The organism is Pseudonocardia halophobica, from assembly GCF_050948485.1.
GTDB classification, from domain to species: domain Bacteria; phylum Actinomycetota; class Actinomycetes; order Mycobacteriales; family Pseudonocardiaceae; genus Pseudonocardia; species Pseudonocardia halophobica.
This window is the reverse complement of the sequence record NZ_CP192046.1, coordinates 3,968,394-3,983,822: the sequence shown is the minus strand read 5'-3', so window position 1 is coordinate 3,983,822 and position 15,429 is coordinate 3,968,394. Positions and strand designations below refer to the sequence as shown.

Annotated in this window: 12 protein-coding genes; 9 read left to right on the top strand and 3 right to left on the bottom strand. The window is 73.4% G+C overall.

Translation table 11 applies throughout. The annotated features are described in order from the left end of the window. Positions 1-3 precede the first annotated feature (3 nt). From egtC to ggh, 4 genes are all read left to right on the top strand, one after another. Positions 4-834, top strand: a complete 831-nt coding sequence (egtC, locus tag ACQP04_RS19055) for an ergothioneine biosynthesis protein EgtC (protein ID WP_433501923.1) — start codon at positions 4-6, stop codon at positions 832-834. Positions 835-888: 54 nt separating this feature from the next. Beyond that, positions 889-1,872: an L-histidine N(alpha)-methyltransferase gene (gene egtD, locus ACQP04_RS19050; protein ID WP_433501922.1), complete on the top strand. Its 984-nt coding sequence runs from the start codon at positions 889-891 to the stop codon at positions 1,870-1,872. 171 nt (positions 1,873-2,043) lie between these two features. Continuing rightward, positions 2,044-2,370 (top strand): hypothetical protein, encoded by a 327-nt coding sequence (locus ACQP04_RS19045; protein WP_433501921.1) that lies wholly within the window; start codon positions 2,044-2,046, stop codon positions 2,368-2,370. 314 nt (positions 2,371-2,684) lie between these two features. Then, positions 2,685-4,100 (top strand): glucosylglycerate hydrolase, encoded by a 1,416-nt coding sequence (gene ggh, locus ACQP04_RS19040; protein WP_433501920.1) that lies wholly within the window; start codon positions 2,685-2,687, stop codon positions 4,098-4,100. Positions 4,101-4,162: 62 nt separating this feature from the next. Here ggh and ACQP04_RS19035 read toward each other — a convergent pair whose 3' ends face one another. The 3 genes from ACQP04_RS19035 to ACQP04_RS19025 all read right to left on the bottom strand — a co-directional run bounded on the left by ACQP04_RS19035 (position 4,163) and on the right by ACQP04_RS19025 (position 9,938). Beyond that, positions 4,163-4,873, bottom strand: coding sequence for a sulfite exporter TauE/SafE family protein (locus tag ACQP04_RS19035; RefSeq protein WP_433501919.1), 711 nt, complete (start codon positions 4,871-4,873; stop codon positions 4,163-4,165). Between the two features lie 443 nt (positions 4,874-5,316). Further along, on the bottom strand, positions 5,317-8,148 hold the full coding sequence (locus ACQP04_RS19030; RefSeq protein ID WP_433501918.1) for an aconitate hydratase: 2,832 nt from the start codon (positions 8,146-8,148) through the stop codon (positions 5,317-5,319). A 248-nt stretch (positions 8,149-8,396) separates the two neighbouring features. Continuing rightward, positions 8,397-9,938 carry a flagellar basal body protein FliL gene (locus tag ACQP04_RS19025; RefSeq protein WP_433501917.1) on the bottom strand — a complete coding sequence of 514 codons (1,542 nt, stop codon included), beginning with the start codon at positions 9,936-9,938 and terminating at the stop codon, positions 8,397-8,399. A gap of 251 nt (positions 9,939-10,189) precedes the next feature. Between ACQP04_RS19025 and ACQP04_RS19020 the strand changes: the two genes are divergently transcribed. The 5 genes from ACQP04_RS19020 to fabG all read left to right on the top strand — a co-directional run bounded on the left by ACQP04_RS19020 (position 10,190) and on the right by fabG (position 15,386). Next, on the top strand, positions 10,190-11,515 hold the full coding sequence (locus ACQP04_RS19020) for an NlpC/P60 family protein (RefSeq protein WP_433501916.1): 1,326 nt from the start codon (positions 10,190-10,192) through the stop codon (positions 11,513-11,515). 62 nt (positions 11,516-11,577) lie between these two features. After that, positions 11,578-12,687, top strand: coding sequence for an AAA family ATPase (locus ACQP04_RS19015; protein WP_433508395.1), 1,110 nt, complete (start codon positions 11,578-11,580; stop codon positions 12,685-12,687). Next, the gene (locus tag ACQP04_RS19010) at positions 12,684-13,637 is read left to right on the top strand and encodes a DUF58 domain-containing protein (RefSeq protein WP_433501915.1); all 954 of its coding nucleotides are present in this window, start codon (positions 12,684-12,686) and stop codon (positions 13,635-13,637) included. The genes ACQP04_RS19015 and ACQP04_RS19010 overlap by 4 nt, the downstream gene beginning before the upstream one ends. Then, positions 13,634-14,629, top strand: coding sequence for a VWA domain-containing protein (locus tag ACQP04_RS19005; RefSeq protein ID WP_433501914.1), 996 nt, complete (start codon positions 13,634-13,636; stop codon positions 14,627-14,629). The genes ACQP04_RS19010 and ACQP04_RS19005 overlap by 4 nt, the downstream gene beginning before the upstream one ends. A 46-nt stretch (positions 14,630-14,675) precedes the next feature. Then, entirely contained in the window at positions 14,676-15,386 is a 711-nt protein-coding gene (gene fabG / locus ACQP04_RS19000) for a 3-oxoacyl-ACP reductase FabG (protein WP_433501913.1), read from the top strand. Positions 15,387-15,429: the final 43 nt, after the last annotated feature.

The following is a 15,429-nucleotide window of genomic DNA, read 5'->3' as shown; positions in this document are numbered from 1 at the left end:
CCGGTGTGCCGCCACCTGGCCCACCTGGGCCCGCCGACGACGCTGTCCGCGCTGCTGCTGGAGCCGCCGCACGGGCTGCTGCACCAGTCCTACGCCCCCGCCGACATGCGCAGCGGGGGCACCGTCAACGCCGACGGGTTCGGCGCGGGTTGGTACCCGCCGGCCGACCCGGCCGGCGACGGCCACGCGGCCGAACCGGCCCGGTACCGCTCCGACCAGCCGATGTGGTCGGACGGTGCGTTCGCCTCGCTGGCCGCGGCCACCCGCAGCTCCGCGGTGCTCGCCGCGGTCCGATCCGCGACCACGGGGATGCCGGTCACGAGCACCGCGGCCGCCCCGTTCGCCGAGGGCCGCTGGCTGTTCAGCCACAACGGCGTGGTGCGCGGGTGGCCCGGCGCGGTCGCGGACCTGGGCGCCGGGCTGCCCGTCGTCGACCTGCTGACCCTCGACGCCCCCACGGACTCGGCCCTGCTGTGGGCGCTGGTCCGGCACCGGCTACGGGCGGGGGAGGACCCGGCGCGGGTGCTGTCCGGCACCGTGCTCGCCGTCGAGGCCGCCGCGCCCGCGTCCCGGCTCAACCTCCTGCTCACCGACGGCACCACGATCTGGGGCACGGCCTGGGACCACGCGCTGTCGATGCGGGTCACGGACCGGGCCGCCACCGTGGCGTCGGAGCCGATCGACACCGATCCGGGCTGGGAGCCGGTGCCGGACCGGCACCTCGTCGTCGCGGCGCCGGGCCGGCTGGACCGGCGGCCGATCGGGCCCTCGAGCACCGACCTCCCCACCGACACCGGGATCCCGGACCGCGGGACCCGCGCGCCCCACTCCTGAGCAGGCCCCCCTGCTCGACCGGGCCCGCCCGGACGCACCGCGAGGAGCACGATCATGACCCGGCCGAACCGCTTGACCGAGCTCGACGTCCATCTCACCGCGGCCGACGCCGAGGCCGCCCTCAGGGCAGATGCCCGCGCCGGGCTCACCGCCGACCCCAAGGAGCTCCCGCCCAAGTACTTCTACGACGCCCGCGGCAGCGAGCTCTTCGAGGAGATCACCGAGCTCCCCGAGTACTACCCGACGCGCACCGAGCGGGCCCTGCTCGAGGAGTCGGTCGCGGCGATCGCGGAGGCGTCCGGGGCGGACACGGTCGTCGAGCTCGGGTCGGGCTCGTCGGCCAAGACCCGGCTGCTGCTCGACGCCTTCCGCGCGGCCGGCACCCTGCGCCGGTACGTCCCGCAGGACGTCAGCGAGGCGGCACTGCGCGGGGCGCTCGACGCGCTCGCCGTCGAGTACCCCGACCTGGCGCTGCACGGCGTGGCCGGCGACTTCACGAAGGACCTCACCGCGCTGCCGACCGGCGGCCGTCGCATGATCGCCTTCCTCGGCGGCACGATCGGCAACCTGCGGCCCGCGGAGCGCACAGCCTTTCTCGCGCACGTCCGCTCGGTGCTCGAGCCCGGCGAGCAGCTGCTCCTCGGTACGGGCCTGGTGATCGACGAGCCCACCCTGCTCGCCGCTTACGACGACGCCGCGGGCGTCACCGCGGAGTTCAACCGCAACGTCCTGCACGTGCTCAACCGCGAGCTGCGCGCCGACTTCCTCCCCGAGGCGTTCGCGCACGTCGCGGCCTGGGACGCCGAGCACGAGTGGATCGAGATGCGGTTGCGGGCGGAGAAGGACATGCGGGTGCGGGTGGAGGAGCTGGACCTCGCGGTCGACTTCGCGGAGGGCGAGGAGATGCGCACCGAGATCTCGGCCAAGTTCCGGCCCGCCGGCGTGCGGGAGATGCTGGCCCAGGCGGGCTTCGACCTCGGGCGCTGGTGGGCCGACGAGGACCGCCGCTTCGCCCTGAGCCTGGCCACAGCCGTCTGAAACGCAGTATGGAACCATGACGCGACTTCAGGCCGCTTTCTGGTTCGCTACGGTTCCGTACTGCGTTCTCGGCGGCCGGTGTGACGGGTTATGGGTTCATCAGTGCGCTCTCGCTCTGCGTGATCGGTCCTGTCTGGATGGTGTCCGTCCCACCGGGTGGGGGAGGGCGGCATGGGGGTGTCGCGGCGCGAGGTACTGCGGCTCGGGCTGGGTGCGGCCGCCACCGGCCTGCTCGCCGGCTGCGCCCTCGACACCACCGGCGCCCCCGGCTCCCAGGGGTCGGACGGGCTGGTCTTCTACTCGGCCCAGCTGGCGACCACCGAGGAGGCCGAGGCCGTCCGGCGGCAGATCCTCGCCGCGTTCCCGCGCGAGGTGCAGTTCGCCGGCGACAGCTCGGCCGGCACGATGTTCGACCGGGTCCTCGGCTGGTTCGACCCGGCGAGCGCGCGCGCCCTCGACGGGACCGACCGCGCCGGCGCGGCCGTGAGCAGCGGCTGAGTGCCTTTCCGTCCGGTGTCCAGACCGGATTGTGTGGGCGCGGGCGTCACGCGCCTGAATCGTGATCGGAATACGGGGGAAACGACCGTCCCTTTCGGCGTGGACCGATCCCCGCCCGCTGGTCGACGCATCGTGTCGCCGCCCCTGCTCGTTGACCACGCGTCGGGGAGGCCCGGAGGGCGTAACGCCTCTGTGGCGACCCCGATGAAGCGAGCGGCGAGGTATTGAGCCGTCGGATACCTGTTGTTACTCTGTAGTTAAGTACCGCTGATACCGATCAGGCGTCGAAATACGCCGGAAGGAAGCACATCCCCGTGAGCACGGAGTCCGACACCGGCAATCATCCGGCCGCTCCCTTCACCGCTCCCCCCGCTCCCGGGACCTCGAGCGCGGCGTACGGCACCGCCCTCACCGAGGTCGGACTCGGCGCCCACGCCGCCGAGGTGCTGCGGACGAACGACATGGGCGGGTGGACCAAGGCGGCTCCGCTGCTCTACCCGCACCAGTGGAGCTGGGACAGCGCGTTCGTGTCGATCGGCTGGGCCCAGGTCGACGTGCGCCGGGCGATGACCGAGCAGGAGCGGCTGTTCGAGGCACAGTGGCGCACCGGGATGGTGCCCCAGATCGTGTTCAACCCGCTCGCGGGGCCGGAGTCGTACTTCCCGGACCCTGGGCGCTGGGCCGTCGAGGTGTCGCCGGAGGCGCCGGTGGGAGTCGCCGAAACCAGCGGCATCTGCCAGCCGCCGGTGCACGCCATCGCCGTGGCGCGGATCTGGGAGGTCGCGCTCGGGACCGAGGCCGAGGAGGACGTCCGGAGCCGGCTGCGGGCGCTGTTCCCGAAGCTCCTGGCCTGGCACCGGTATCTGGCCGAGCACCGCGACCCGTCGGCGTCGGGCCTGGTCACGACGTACCACCCCTGGGAGGGCATCGACAACTCCCCGCGTTGGGACGGCGTGCTGGGCCGGCTCGAGGTCGGCGAGGTCCCGCCATACACCCGCCGGGACGTCCAGCACGTCGCCGACGCCGGGCAGCGGCCGACCAACGCGCACTACGACCGCTTCCTCTGGCTGCTCGAGATGCTCAAGCAATACCGCTACGACGACGCCGTGATCCACGAGCGGTACCCGTTCCTGGTCAAGGACGTCTTCTTCACCTCGGTGCTGATCATGGCGAACCGGGCGCTGCTGGAGATCGCGGACGTCGTCGGGGCCACGCAGGCCCAGCGCACGACGATCCAGGGCTGGATCGGCCGGGCCCGCGCCGGGGTGGCGGCGGCGACCGATCCCGCGAGTGGCATGACCTACGACGTGGACCTCGGCGCGGACGCGCCGATCGAGGTCGCGACCTTCGCCGGCATGTCCCCGCTGCTCGACGCCGGCGCCCCGACCGTGCAGCGCGCCCGCGCGCGGGCGCTGTTCGACTCCGAGGACTTCGCCGGCCACCCGGACCTGCGCTGGGCGATGCTGCCGAGCACCAGCCCCCGCGAGGAGTGCTTCGACCCGCGCAACTACTGGCGCGGCCCGGTCTGGCCGATCGTCAACTGGCTGTACTGGAAGGGCCTGCGCGACGGCGGCGACACCGCCCGCGCCGCTGCGCTGCGCGAGGCCTCCCTCGACTCGCTGCGCCACGTCGGCTTCGCGGAGTACTTCGACCCGATGACCGGCGAGGCCCTCGGATCGGCCATGCAGTCCTGGACCGCAGCCGTCGCCCTGGACTGGCTGGCCTCCTGACCCCGTGAGTGCCGACTGCCCCTGGAGGGGCAGCCGGCACTCACGACCCCGTTGACCTGCGGTTACGTGAACTGGGCCTGGACGAGGAGTGTGACGGCGCCGGCAGCGGCCAGGCCCAGGACGGCCGGGCGCGTCCACCCCCGGTCGAGGATCCGACGCAGCGGGTTCGACAGCAGCAGACCGGCGGCCGCGAACGGGACCAGCACCGCGCCCTGCAGCAAGTGGGACACGTCGACCTGGCCGCCGGCGGCGAGGACGCCGAGCGACATCGCGGTGCCGACACCGAAGTAGGCGCCGAGGGTCGCGCGGACCGTCGCGCCGTGCTCGTCCTGGTACAGGATCGCGACGGGCGGACCTCCGATCGCGGCCGCCGTGCCCGACACCCCGCTGACCGCCCCGGCCACCAGCAGGGCGGGCCGCGTCGGGCGCAGATGCAGCCGGACGAGCGAGGCCGCCACGCACAGCAGCACCGCCACGGCCACGAACGATGCGAAGGCCCGGTACGGCAGCAACGCCACCACGGTCGCGCCGAGCACCGCGCCGGGAACGCGCCCGGCCAGCGCCCACCCCACGCCGCGCCAGTCGGCGTCGCGCCATTCCCGCACGAGCTGGAACACCGCATGGACGCCCGCGACGACGATCAGCGGCACCGGCACGTACTGCGGGTCCAGCAGCGCCAGCAGCGGCGCGGCCACGAGCGCCAGCCCGAACCCCACCGTTCCCTGGATCACCGCCCCCGCGGCCACCACGAGCCCGGCCCACAGCACCACCACGATCCGACCGTAGGTGGTGCGGGCGGTCGACGGACGACTCGCGCGCCGTGATCGTCGTTCGTGTGCAGTGCAAGTCGCGCCGGCAGCCGCCGCTGCACGCAGATGGTGATCATGGTGGATCGACGCGCGATCGATGGGCCGCCCCGGGCACGAGACCGGCTGATCGGCATCTGCGTGCGCTCAAGGCTGTGCTCACGACCGCCACCGCACGTCGATGACCATCATTGAGGCCCGCACGAGCCGACCCGGCCCGTGATCGTCGTTTGTGTGCGGTCAGGGCTGCGCAGCCGGCCATCACCGCATGCAGACGGTGATCCTCGGTGCGGCGGGAGGCGAGAACGAACGAAGCCCCGCACCGGGATGGTGCGGGGCTCGTTCTCGCAGCTCAGGGCAGGTCGTGAGTGGGAACTGACCCTCTATAGGGGCAGTCGCCACTCACGGGGTCAGGAGGCGAGCATGCCCCGGAGCACGTACTGCAGGATGCCGCCGTTGCGGTAGTAGTCCGCCTCGCCAGGGGTGTCGATGCGGACGACCGCGTCGAACTCGACCTTCCCGCCGTCCGCCTTGGTCGCGGTGACCGTGACGGTGCGCGGGGTGGTGCCGTCGTTCAGCTCGGTGATGCCCGCGATGTCGAAGGTCTCGGTGCCGTCGAGCCCCAGCGACGAGGCCGACTCGCCCTGCGGGAACTGCAGCGGGATGACGCCCATGCCGATGAGGTTCGAGCGGTGGATGCGCTCGAAGGACTCGACGATGACGGCCTTCACGCCCAGCAGCGCGGTGCCCTTGGCCGCCCAGTCGCGCGACGACCCGGATCCGTACTCCTTGCCGCCCAGCACGACCAGCGGGGTGCCCGCGGCCGCGTAGTTCTGCGCGGCGTCGTAGATGAACGCCTGCGGGGCGCCGTCCTGGGTGAAGTCCCGGGTGTAGCCGCCGGAGACGTCGTCGAGCAGCTGGTTGCGCAGCCGGATGTTCGCGAACGTGCCGCGGATCATCACCTCGTGGTTGCCGCGCCGCGAGCCGAAGGAGTTGTAGTCCTTCTTCTCCACGCCGTGCTCGTCGAGGTACTGCGCGGCCGGGGTGCCCGGCTTGATCGCGCCGGCGGGGGAGATGTGGTCGGTGGTGACCGAGTCCCCGAGCAGCGCGAGCACGCGGGCGCCCGAGATGTCCTCGACCGGCGCGGGCTCCGAGGCCATGCCCTCGAAGTACGGGGGCTTACGGACGTAGGTGGACTCCTGGTCCCACTCGAAGGTCTGGCCCTCCGGCGTGGGCAGCGAACGCCACCGCTCGTCGCCGCGGAAGACGTCCGCGTAGTCCTTGGCGAACATCTCCTCGGTGATGGCGCCGTCGATCGTCGCCTGGACGTCCTCGGCGGACGGCCAGATGTCGGCGAGGAAGACGTCCGTGCCGTCCGTGTCCTTGCCCAGCGGCTGCGACTCGAAGTCGAAGTCCATCGTGCCGGCCAGGGCGTAGGCGATGACCAGCGGCGGGGACGCCAGGTAGTTCATCTTGACGTCCGGGTTGATCCGGCCCTCGAAGTTCCGGTTGCCGGACAGCACCGAGACGACGGCGAGGTCGGCCTCGTTGACCGCCGCCGAGACCTCCTCGGGCAGCGGGCCCGAGTTGCCGATGCAGGTGGTGCAGCCGTAGCCGACCAGGTGGTAGCCGAGCTTCTCGAGGTAGGGCCAGAGGCCGGCCTTCTCGTAGTAGTCGGTGACGACCTGCGAGCCCGGCGCCATCGAGGTCTTGACCCACGGCTTGACCGCGAGGCCCTTGTCGACGGCGTTCTTGGCCAGCAGGGCCGCGCCCAGCATGACCGACGGGTTCGACGTGTTGGTGCAGGAGGTGATCGAGGCGATCACGACGGCGCCGTGGTCGATCTCGAACTCCGCGCCGCCCATGGTGACCTTGGTGGGCTTGCTGACCCGCCCACCGGAGCCCACCGCGGCGGAGATCGGCGCGTGCGGCTTGCCGGCGTCGCCGTTGCCGTCGTGCGCCGGGGAGGCCGGGTCGCTGGCCGGGAAGGACTCCTCACCGGCCTCGTCGACCGTGGAGCCCGACGACGCGGCGTCGTCCGGGTCGGTCTGGTCCGGCGTCGAGGCGTAGTCCGCCAGGGAGGACCGGAACGCCTCCTTGGCCTGCGACAGCTCGATGCGGTCCTGCGGCCGCTTCGGGCCGGCGATCGACGGGACGACCGTCGACAGGTCCAGCTCGAGGGTCTCGGAGTACTGCGGCTCGGCCTTCGGGTCGTGCCAGAGGCCCTGCTCCTTGGCGTAGGCCTCGACCAGGGCGACCTGCTCGGCGGAGCGGCCGGTGAGCTTGAGGTACCGGACGGTCTCGTCGTCGATCGGGAAGATCGCGGCGGTGGAGCCGAACTCCGGGCTCATGTTGCCGATGGTGGCGCGGTTGGCCAGCGGCACGGCGCCGACGCCCTCGCCGTAGAACTCGACGAACTTGCCGACCACGCCCTGCTTGCGCAGCATCTCGGTGATCGTGAGCACGACGTCCGTGGCGGTGGCGCCGGGCGGGATCTCGCCCGTCAGCTTGAAGCCCAGCACCTTCGGGATGAGCATCGAGACCGGCTGGCCGAGCATCGCGGCCTCGGCCTCGATGCCGCCGACGCCCCAGCCCAGCACACCCAGGCCGTTGACCATGGTGGTGTGCGAGTCCGTGCCGACCAGGGTGTCCGGGTAGGCCTGACCGTGGCGGGCCATGACGGTGCGGGCCAGGTGCTCGATGTTGACCTGGTGCACGATGCCGGTGCCCGGCGGGACGACCTTGAACTCGTCGAACGCGCCCTGGCCCCAGCGCAGGAACTGGTAGCGCTCGCGGTTGCGCTCGTACTCGAACTCGACGTTGCGCTCGAACGCGTCCGGCCGGCCGAAGACGTCGATGATCACCGAGTGGTCGATGACCAGCTCGGCCGGGGCGAGCGGGTTGACCTTCGACGGGTCACCGCCCATCTCGGTCACGGCCTCGCGCATGGTCGCCAGGTCCACGACGCACGGGACGCCGGTGAAGTCCTGCATGATCACGCGGGCGGGCGTGAACTGGATCTCGGTGTCGGGCTCGGCCGTCGGGTCCCAGTTCGCCAGCGCCCGGATGTGGTCGGCGGTGACGTTGGCACCGTCCTCCGTGCGCAGCAGGTTCTCCAGCAGCACCTTGAGGCTGTAGGGCAGTTTCTGCGAGCCCTCGACGGCCGAAAGCCGGAAGATCTCGTACTCGCTGCCCCCGACCCCGAGGGTCCCCTTGGCTCCGAAGCTGTCGGTACTGGCCACTGTTCGGCTCTCCTCCTGGTGGCGTGGTGGGCGCGTCTTCTCGGGTGTCCCGCGGGAGTCTCGCGCACCGTGGGCTCCACGGCAGCGTGACCCCCGTCCCGCCCCAAACAGTACGCCTGTCCTATATACCGGGTCGAGGCAGGGGGTCGCAGGTCACGGGCGTACCCCGAATTGGCCCGGGAACGCACGACGGCCGGCGGCGCGGGCGCGCCGCCGGCCGTCGGGTCGGGCGGGGGATCAGGCGGGGATCAGTTGCCGGCGATCAGGGCGTCGAGATCACCGGGCCGCAGCGCGCCGAGCAGGTCCGCGTAGAGCTGCACGACGGTCTGGCCGGGGGAGACGTACCAGGACCCGCCGTCCTCGGACGTCACCACCTTGACGTTCAGCACGGCCGTGGCCAACCGCGGCGTGAGCTCCTGGAGGGCGGGCGAGGTGCCGACCTGGGCGCCGACGAGCGACCCGAGCTGGTTCGCGCACAGCTGCGGCGGCGCGCCCTCGACGCCGCTGATCGTCACGCAGTCGCCGGTGCGGGTCACGGTGACCCGGGCGCCGGTGCCGTCGTCGACGGTCACGCTCGCCAACGACAGGGCGGTGTGCCCGCGGACGTCCGTCTCGGTGGTCTGCAGGTCCACGATCTTCGCGCCGGTCGGCTGCGCGGCGGCCGCGCCGTCGACGAGGGCGGGCCCGGCGTCGTGCAGGGCCGCCATCTCGGTCGGGTCGGTCAGCTCGATGACCCGGCGGACGTCGGCGTCGAGCGCGCCCTGGACCAGGTCGCGGACGGCGTCCTGGGCGGTGGTGGCCCCGCGCGCGTCGATCGACGTCGTGGGCCACGGCTCCACTGCGTCCTTCAGCGCGTAGTCGGCCGCGGTGTAGAGGCCGCTGACGTACCACTCGCCGTCGACCTGCACGGTCGCGATCCGGATCGGCTCGCCCTGCTCGCGCACGACCTGTGCGATGTCGATCGTCTCCGGGACGTGCGCGGGCGGGGCCCCGTTCGGGTAGACCTTCGCCTTGAACGAGTCGGTGAAGGGCAGGCTCGCCGGGTCCTGCGTGGCCGTGATGGTGCCGGCGACCAGCTTCGTGATCGTGACGTTCGGCCGGACCTGCTCGGCGCCGGCCTCGTCGAACCGCAGCCCGGAGAAGGTCACGGTGTCGAGGCTCGCGTCCGCGCGGGCGTCCGGACGCAGCACGTCGAGACGCTGCAGCTCGGTGGTGAGCACCGAGCTCAGGTCGATGAGCAGGGTCGCCTCGTTCGGTGCGATGCGGCTGTAGGCGCGCAGGTAGTCGCGGCCCTCCAGGTCCGCGGCCAGCGAGGTGACGGCCGCGTTCGGGCTGCTCGTGCCGCCGCTGCCGCCGAGGAACGTCCACGCCGCCAGGCCGCCGCCCGCCAGCAGCACGACGACCGCGACGATCGCCGTGATCAGCGGCCACCGACGCTTCTTCCGGGGCGCACCGCCGTCGCCGTACCCGGGCGGCGGGCCCCAGGCCGGCGGCTGACCGCCGCCGTACTGCGGCGCCTGTGCCGGATAGGCCTCGGTGGGGAACTGCGGGGTCGGGTGGTGGGGGGCCGGGTACTGCTGCGTCGAGCCGGGCTGCGCGGGGTGCTGCGCCGGGTACCGGGCCGTCCCCTGCCCCTGCGGCGACCACCCCTGCCGGTACGGGTCCGGGGCCGCGCCCGCGCCCGGGCCCTGCGCCCACTGCCGGTCCGCCCCCTGCGGATCGGCCCACCGGGGGTCGGCCGGGTCCGGTCCGCCCGGCACCCCGCCGGGTCGGTGTCCGCCGTCGCTCACTGTTCCCACCCCTCGTCGGGCACCCGGGACCGGATGCGTCCGGAGGATCATGGTGGACGCGCCGCTGTCCGAACAGGGTGGAAGTACCGAGATGCGGTGCTCCGTCCGGACTAGCGAGCGGCCCGGCCCGGGGGCCCGCAGTCCACCGAGTGGTGGAAGTTGCCGCGTCGTACCGGCGTGGCGACCGGGCGTGACGACCCGCCGGTGCCAGGGTGCCGACCATCCAGTCGATCATCGGTGGGGGGAGAGCGGTGCGGATCGCGCGGGGGCTGCTGCTGGTCCTGCTCGTCGCCCTGCTCACGGTCACCTCGGTGACGACCGCCGGTGCCGCGCCCGACCCGACCCCGCCGCCGAACCCCAGCAACGAGGACCTGCAGCGCAGCCGGGACGCCGTGAGCGGGCGGGCCGCCGACGTCGCCCGGCTGACCCAGCGGCTCTCCGAGCTCCAGGCGGAGGCCGACGACCTGCAGATCCAGGTCGCCGAGCAACACGAGTCCGCCAACCAGGCGCTCGACGTCCTCACCGGCGCCCAGGCCGAGGCCGACGCCGCGGCCGCCCGCGCCGACTCGGCCCGCGCGCAGACCCAGGCCGCGGGCAGGGCCGTTTACGCCGCCCGCACCCGGCTCGACGACTTCGTCGCCGGCACCTACTCGCAGGGCCTCGACCTCGGCCCGATCGGGCTGCTCACCACGGCGACCGGCCCGCAGGACCTCGTCGACCGGGCCCAGCTCACCGACGCCCTCGCCCAGCAGCAGGCCGCCGCGCTGGACGGGCTCGAGCGCGCCCGCGTACAGCAGGCCAACGCGGACTCCACCGCGCGGAAGGCGCAGGAGGAGGCCGAGCAGCGCCGGCAGGCCGCCGCCGAGGCCAAGACCGCGGCCGACCAGGCCCTCGCCGGCGCGCAGCAGGCCGCCGACGAGCAGGCGCAGCGGCTGCGGGCGGTGACGGGGGAGCAGGCACAGGTCCAGGCGCAGCTCGACACCGCGGAGAACGCCGACGCCGGGCTCCGCGCCCAGCGGCAGCGGTTCCAGGACTGGCAGCGGGCGCAGGAGGAGGCCGAGGCGGCCCGCCAGCGCGCCGCCCGCGAGGAGGCCGCCTCCCGCGCCGGCTCCTCCGCCTCGGCGCCGCCGCCGACGACCCGCCGGACCGGGTCCGCCGCCGTGCAGACCGTGATCGACCGGGCGATGGCGCAGCTCGGCGTGACCTACGCCTGGGGCGGCGGGACGGCCCGCGGCCCGTCGCGCGGCATCCGCGACGGCGGCGTGGCCGACAGCTTCGGCGACTACCGCAAGGTCGGCTTCGACTGCTCCGGGCTGATGCTCTACGCCTTCGCGGGCGTCGGGGTGAAGCTGCCCCGGTACAGCGGCAACCAGCACGCCTACGGCGACCAGGTCCCGCTCGCGCAGATGAGGCCCGGGGACATGCTGTCGTGGGCCCGCAACGGCCGCGTCTACCACATCGCCCTCTACATCGGGAACGGCAAGATGATCGAGGCGCCCTACTCCGGCGCGTCGGTGAAGATCTCGCCGGTGCGGTACTCGGGCGGGCTGCTGCCGACCGTCGCCCGGGTGATCTAGGAACGCCGTGCCCCCCGCTCACCCGTAGTTCACGGGGTGTCCGGTGTGATGGTGCGGTGAGCGTGCAGCCATCCCCCGAGTCGACGCCGCCCTCCGGTACCGCGGCGGTCCCCGCCGCCACCTCCACCCCGAAGGACGACGCCGAGCTCCTCGAGCGCGCGGTCTTCGAGATCAAGCGCGTGATCGTCGGGCAGGACCGGCTGGTCGAGCGGATGCTCGTCGGGCTGCTCGCCAAGGGGCACCTGCTGCTGGAGGGCGTCCCGGGCGTCGCGAAGACCCTCGCGGTGGAGACGGTCGCGAAGGTCGTCGGCGGCACGTTCGCGCGCCTGCAGTTCACGCCGGACCTCGTCCCCTCGGACATCCTCGGCACCCGGATCTACCGGCAGGGCCGCGAGGAGTTCGACGTCGAGCTGGGCCCGGTCGTCGCCAACTTCGTGCTGGCGGACGAGATCAACCGCGCCCCGGCCAAGGTCCAGTCGGCGATGCTCGAGGTCATGGCCGAGCGGCACCTGTCGATCGGCGGCCGCACCTTCCCGATGCCCGACCCCTTCCTGGTCCTGGCCACGCAGAACCCGATCGAGAACGAGGGCGTCTACCCGCTGCCCGAGGCGCAGCGGGACCGGTTCCTCTTCAAGATCATCGTGGAGTACCCGGGCGTCGAGGAGGAGCGCGAGATCGTCTACCGGATGGGCGCGACGCCCCCGGTGGCCGAGCAGATCATGGAGCCGGCGGAGCTGGTCCGGCTGCAGGACGTGGCCTCGCAGGTCTTCGTGCACCACGCCCTCGTCGACTACGTCGTGCGGCTGGTCGTGGCCACCCGCACCCCGGCGGACCACGGCCTGCAGGACATCGCGGGCTGGGTCTCCTACGGCGCGTCGCCCCGCGCCACGCTCGGCATCGTCGCGGGCGCCCGCGCGCTCGCGCTGGTCCGCGGCAGGGACTACGTACTGCCGCAGGACGTCCTCGACGTCGCGCCGGACGTGCTGCGCCACCGGCTCGTGCTGTCCTACGACGCCGTGGCCGACCAGGTACCGATGGAGCACATCCTCCAGCGCGTGCTGCAGACCGTGCCGCTGCCGCAGGTCACCGCCCGGCCGCAGGTGCAGCCCGCACCGGCCGCACAGCCGGCGCAGCCGACGGCCGCCTACCCGCCGGCGCCCGGTCCGTCGTGACGGCCCCGAACCCGGCGGGCCCCCGCACGGGCCGTTCCCACGGCCCGCCGTCGTTGCGCGGGGGAAACCTCGAGGCGGCGCTGCGCACCCTGGAGCTGAGCGTGCGCGGCCGGCTCGACGGGCTGCTGCAGGGCAACCACCTCGGCCTGCTGCCCGGGCCCGGCTCCGACCCGGCGGAGGCGCGCCCGTACCGGGCGGGCGACGACGTCCGGCGGATGGACTGGGCGGTCACCGCGCGGACCACCGAGCCGCACGTCCGCGAGACCATCGCCGACCGCGAGCTCGAGACGTGGGTGGTCGTCGACCTGTCGCCCAGCCTCGACTTCGGCACCGCGGACTGCGAGAAGCGCGACCTGGCGGTCGCGGCGCTGGCCGCCGTCGCGCACCTGACCCGCGGCGGCGGGAACCGGATCGGGGCGATCGTCTCGACGGGGGCGGAGACCGTCCGGATCCCGGCCCGCGGCGGGCTCGCCCACACCCGCAGCGTGGTGCGCCGGGTCGCCGAGGTGCCCCGGGCCGGGGACGGCACGCGCGGCGACCTCACCGCGGCCCTCGAACAGCTGCGCCGCCCGCCGCGCCGGCGCGGCCTCGCCGTCGTGATCTCGGACTTCCTCGGGGAGCCGGACTGGGAGCGGTCGCTGCGCGGCCTGAGCGCCCGGCACGACCTGCTCGCCGTCGAGGTCCTCGACCCGCGCGAGCTGGACCTGCCCGACGTCGGGACGGTCGTCCTGGCCGACCCGGAGACCGGCCGGCAGCGCGAGGTCGAGACCACGCCGCTGCTGCGCCGGGAGTACGCCGCGGCCGCGTCGGAGCACCGCGACGAGGTGGCCGACGCGCTGCGCCGCTGCGGGGCCGCGCACCTGCGGCTGCGCACCGACTCGGACTGGATCTCCGACATCGTGCGGTTCGCCCTGGCCCGCAAGCGGACCTGGTCGGGGGGCGGGCGGTGACGTTCTCCTCGCCGTGGTGGCTGCTCGGGCTGCTGGTCGTCGCCGCGGCGGTGGCCGGCTACCTGCTGCTGCAGCGGAGGCGGCGCCGGGACCTCGTCCGGTTCACCAACCTCGAGCTGCTGGAGAAGGTCGCCCCGAAACGTCCCGGCTGGTACCGGCACCTCCCGGCGGCGGCGCTGATCACCGCGCTGGCGGTGCTCACGATCGCGCTCGCCGGGCCGCAGGCCGAGGCCAAGGTCCCGCGCAACCGGGCCACCGTGATGCTGGTGATCGACGTGTCGCTGTCGATGCAGGCCACGGACGTCGAGCCCACCCGGCTCGCGGCCGCGCAGGCCGCGGCGAAGTCGTTCGCCGACCAGCTCACGCCGGGGATCAACCTCGGGCTCGTGTCGTTCGCCGGCACCGCCGCCGTGCTCGTCTCGCCGACCACGGACCGCACCGCGGTCAAGCGGGCCGTCGACAGCCTGAAACTGTCCGAGTCCACGGCCACCGGCGAGGCGATCTTCGCCTCGATGCAGTCGATCGAGTCGTTCTCGCAGTCCGTAGCGGGCTCGGGCGGCACCGGCACCGAGGACGCGCCCCCGCCCGCCCGGATCGTGCTGATGAGCGACGGCAAGCAGACCGTCCCGGGCCCGGACGGGGAGAACGAGCCGCGCGGCGCGTTCACCGCCGCGCGGCAGGCCGCCGAGGCCAAGATCCCGGTCTCGACGATCTCGTTCGGCACGGAGTACGGGACGATCGACATCGAGGGCGGGCGCACCCGTGTCGCCGTCGACGACGCCTCGATGAAGCAGATCGCCGACCTCTCCGGCGGCCAGTTCTTCACCGCCGCCAGCGAGGACGAGCTGCGCCGGGTGTACGCCGACCTGTCCGAGCAGATCGGGTACGAGGTGCGGCGCGTCGACACCAGCAGGCCGTGGCTCGCCGGCGGGGCGCTGCTGCTCGTGGTCGGTCTCGGCAGCGGGCTGCTGCTGGGCCGCCGCCTGCCGTGACGCGTGTCGCGGCCCCGTGCACGCCCGTGCACTAGGTTCTGTGCCCGTGGGTAGGAGCGTGCTGGTCACCGGAGGAAACCGCGGCATCGGCCTGGCGATCGCGGAGGCGTTCGCGGCCCAGGGGGACCAGGTGGCGGTGACGTACCGCAGTTCGGCGGAGGGGCTCCCGGGGGAGCTGCTGACGGTGCAGTGCGACGTCACCGACGCCGCCGCCGTCGACGCCGCGTTCACGACCGTCGAGGAGAAGCACGGGCCGGTCCAGGTCCTCGTCTCCAACGCCGGGATCACGGACGACGGGCTGCTCATGCGGATGAGCGAGGACTCGTTCACCTCGGTGCTCGACGCCAACCTCACCGCCGCCTACCGGGTCGCGAAGCGCGCCTCCCGCGGGATGCTCAAGGCCAAGGGCGGCCGGATGATCTTCATCTCGTCCGTGGTCGGGCTGCTGGGCAGCGCGGGGCAGGTCAACTACGCCGCCTCCAAGGCCGGGCTGGTCGGGCTGGCCCGCTCGGTCGCCCGCGAGCTCGGGTCGCGCGGCATCACCGCCAACGTCGTCGCCCCCGGCTTCGTCGACACGGACATGACCCGCGCGCTCTCCGACGACCGGCGCGCCGAGATCACCAAGCAGGTCCCGCTGGGCCGCTACGCCTCCGTCGAGGAGGTCGCCTCGGCCGTGACCTGGCTCGGCTCGGAGCAGGCCGGCTACGTCACCGGGGCGGTCATCCCGGTCGACGGCGGCCTCGGCATGGGCCACTGAGCGTCAGCTCCCCGAACTCCCCGAACGACGGCGAAAGGGTCCT

Bases quoted from the DNA above. Each gene is read 5' to 3' on its own strand.
- egtD (WP_433501922.1), top strand. From the start codon at position 889: ATGACCCGGCCGAACCGCTTGACCGAGCTCGACGTCCATCTCACCGCG.
- ACQP04_RS19045 (WP_433501921.1), top strand. From the start codon at position 2,044: ATGGGGGTGTCGCGGCGCGAGGTACTGCGGCTCGGGCTGGGTGCGGCC.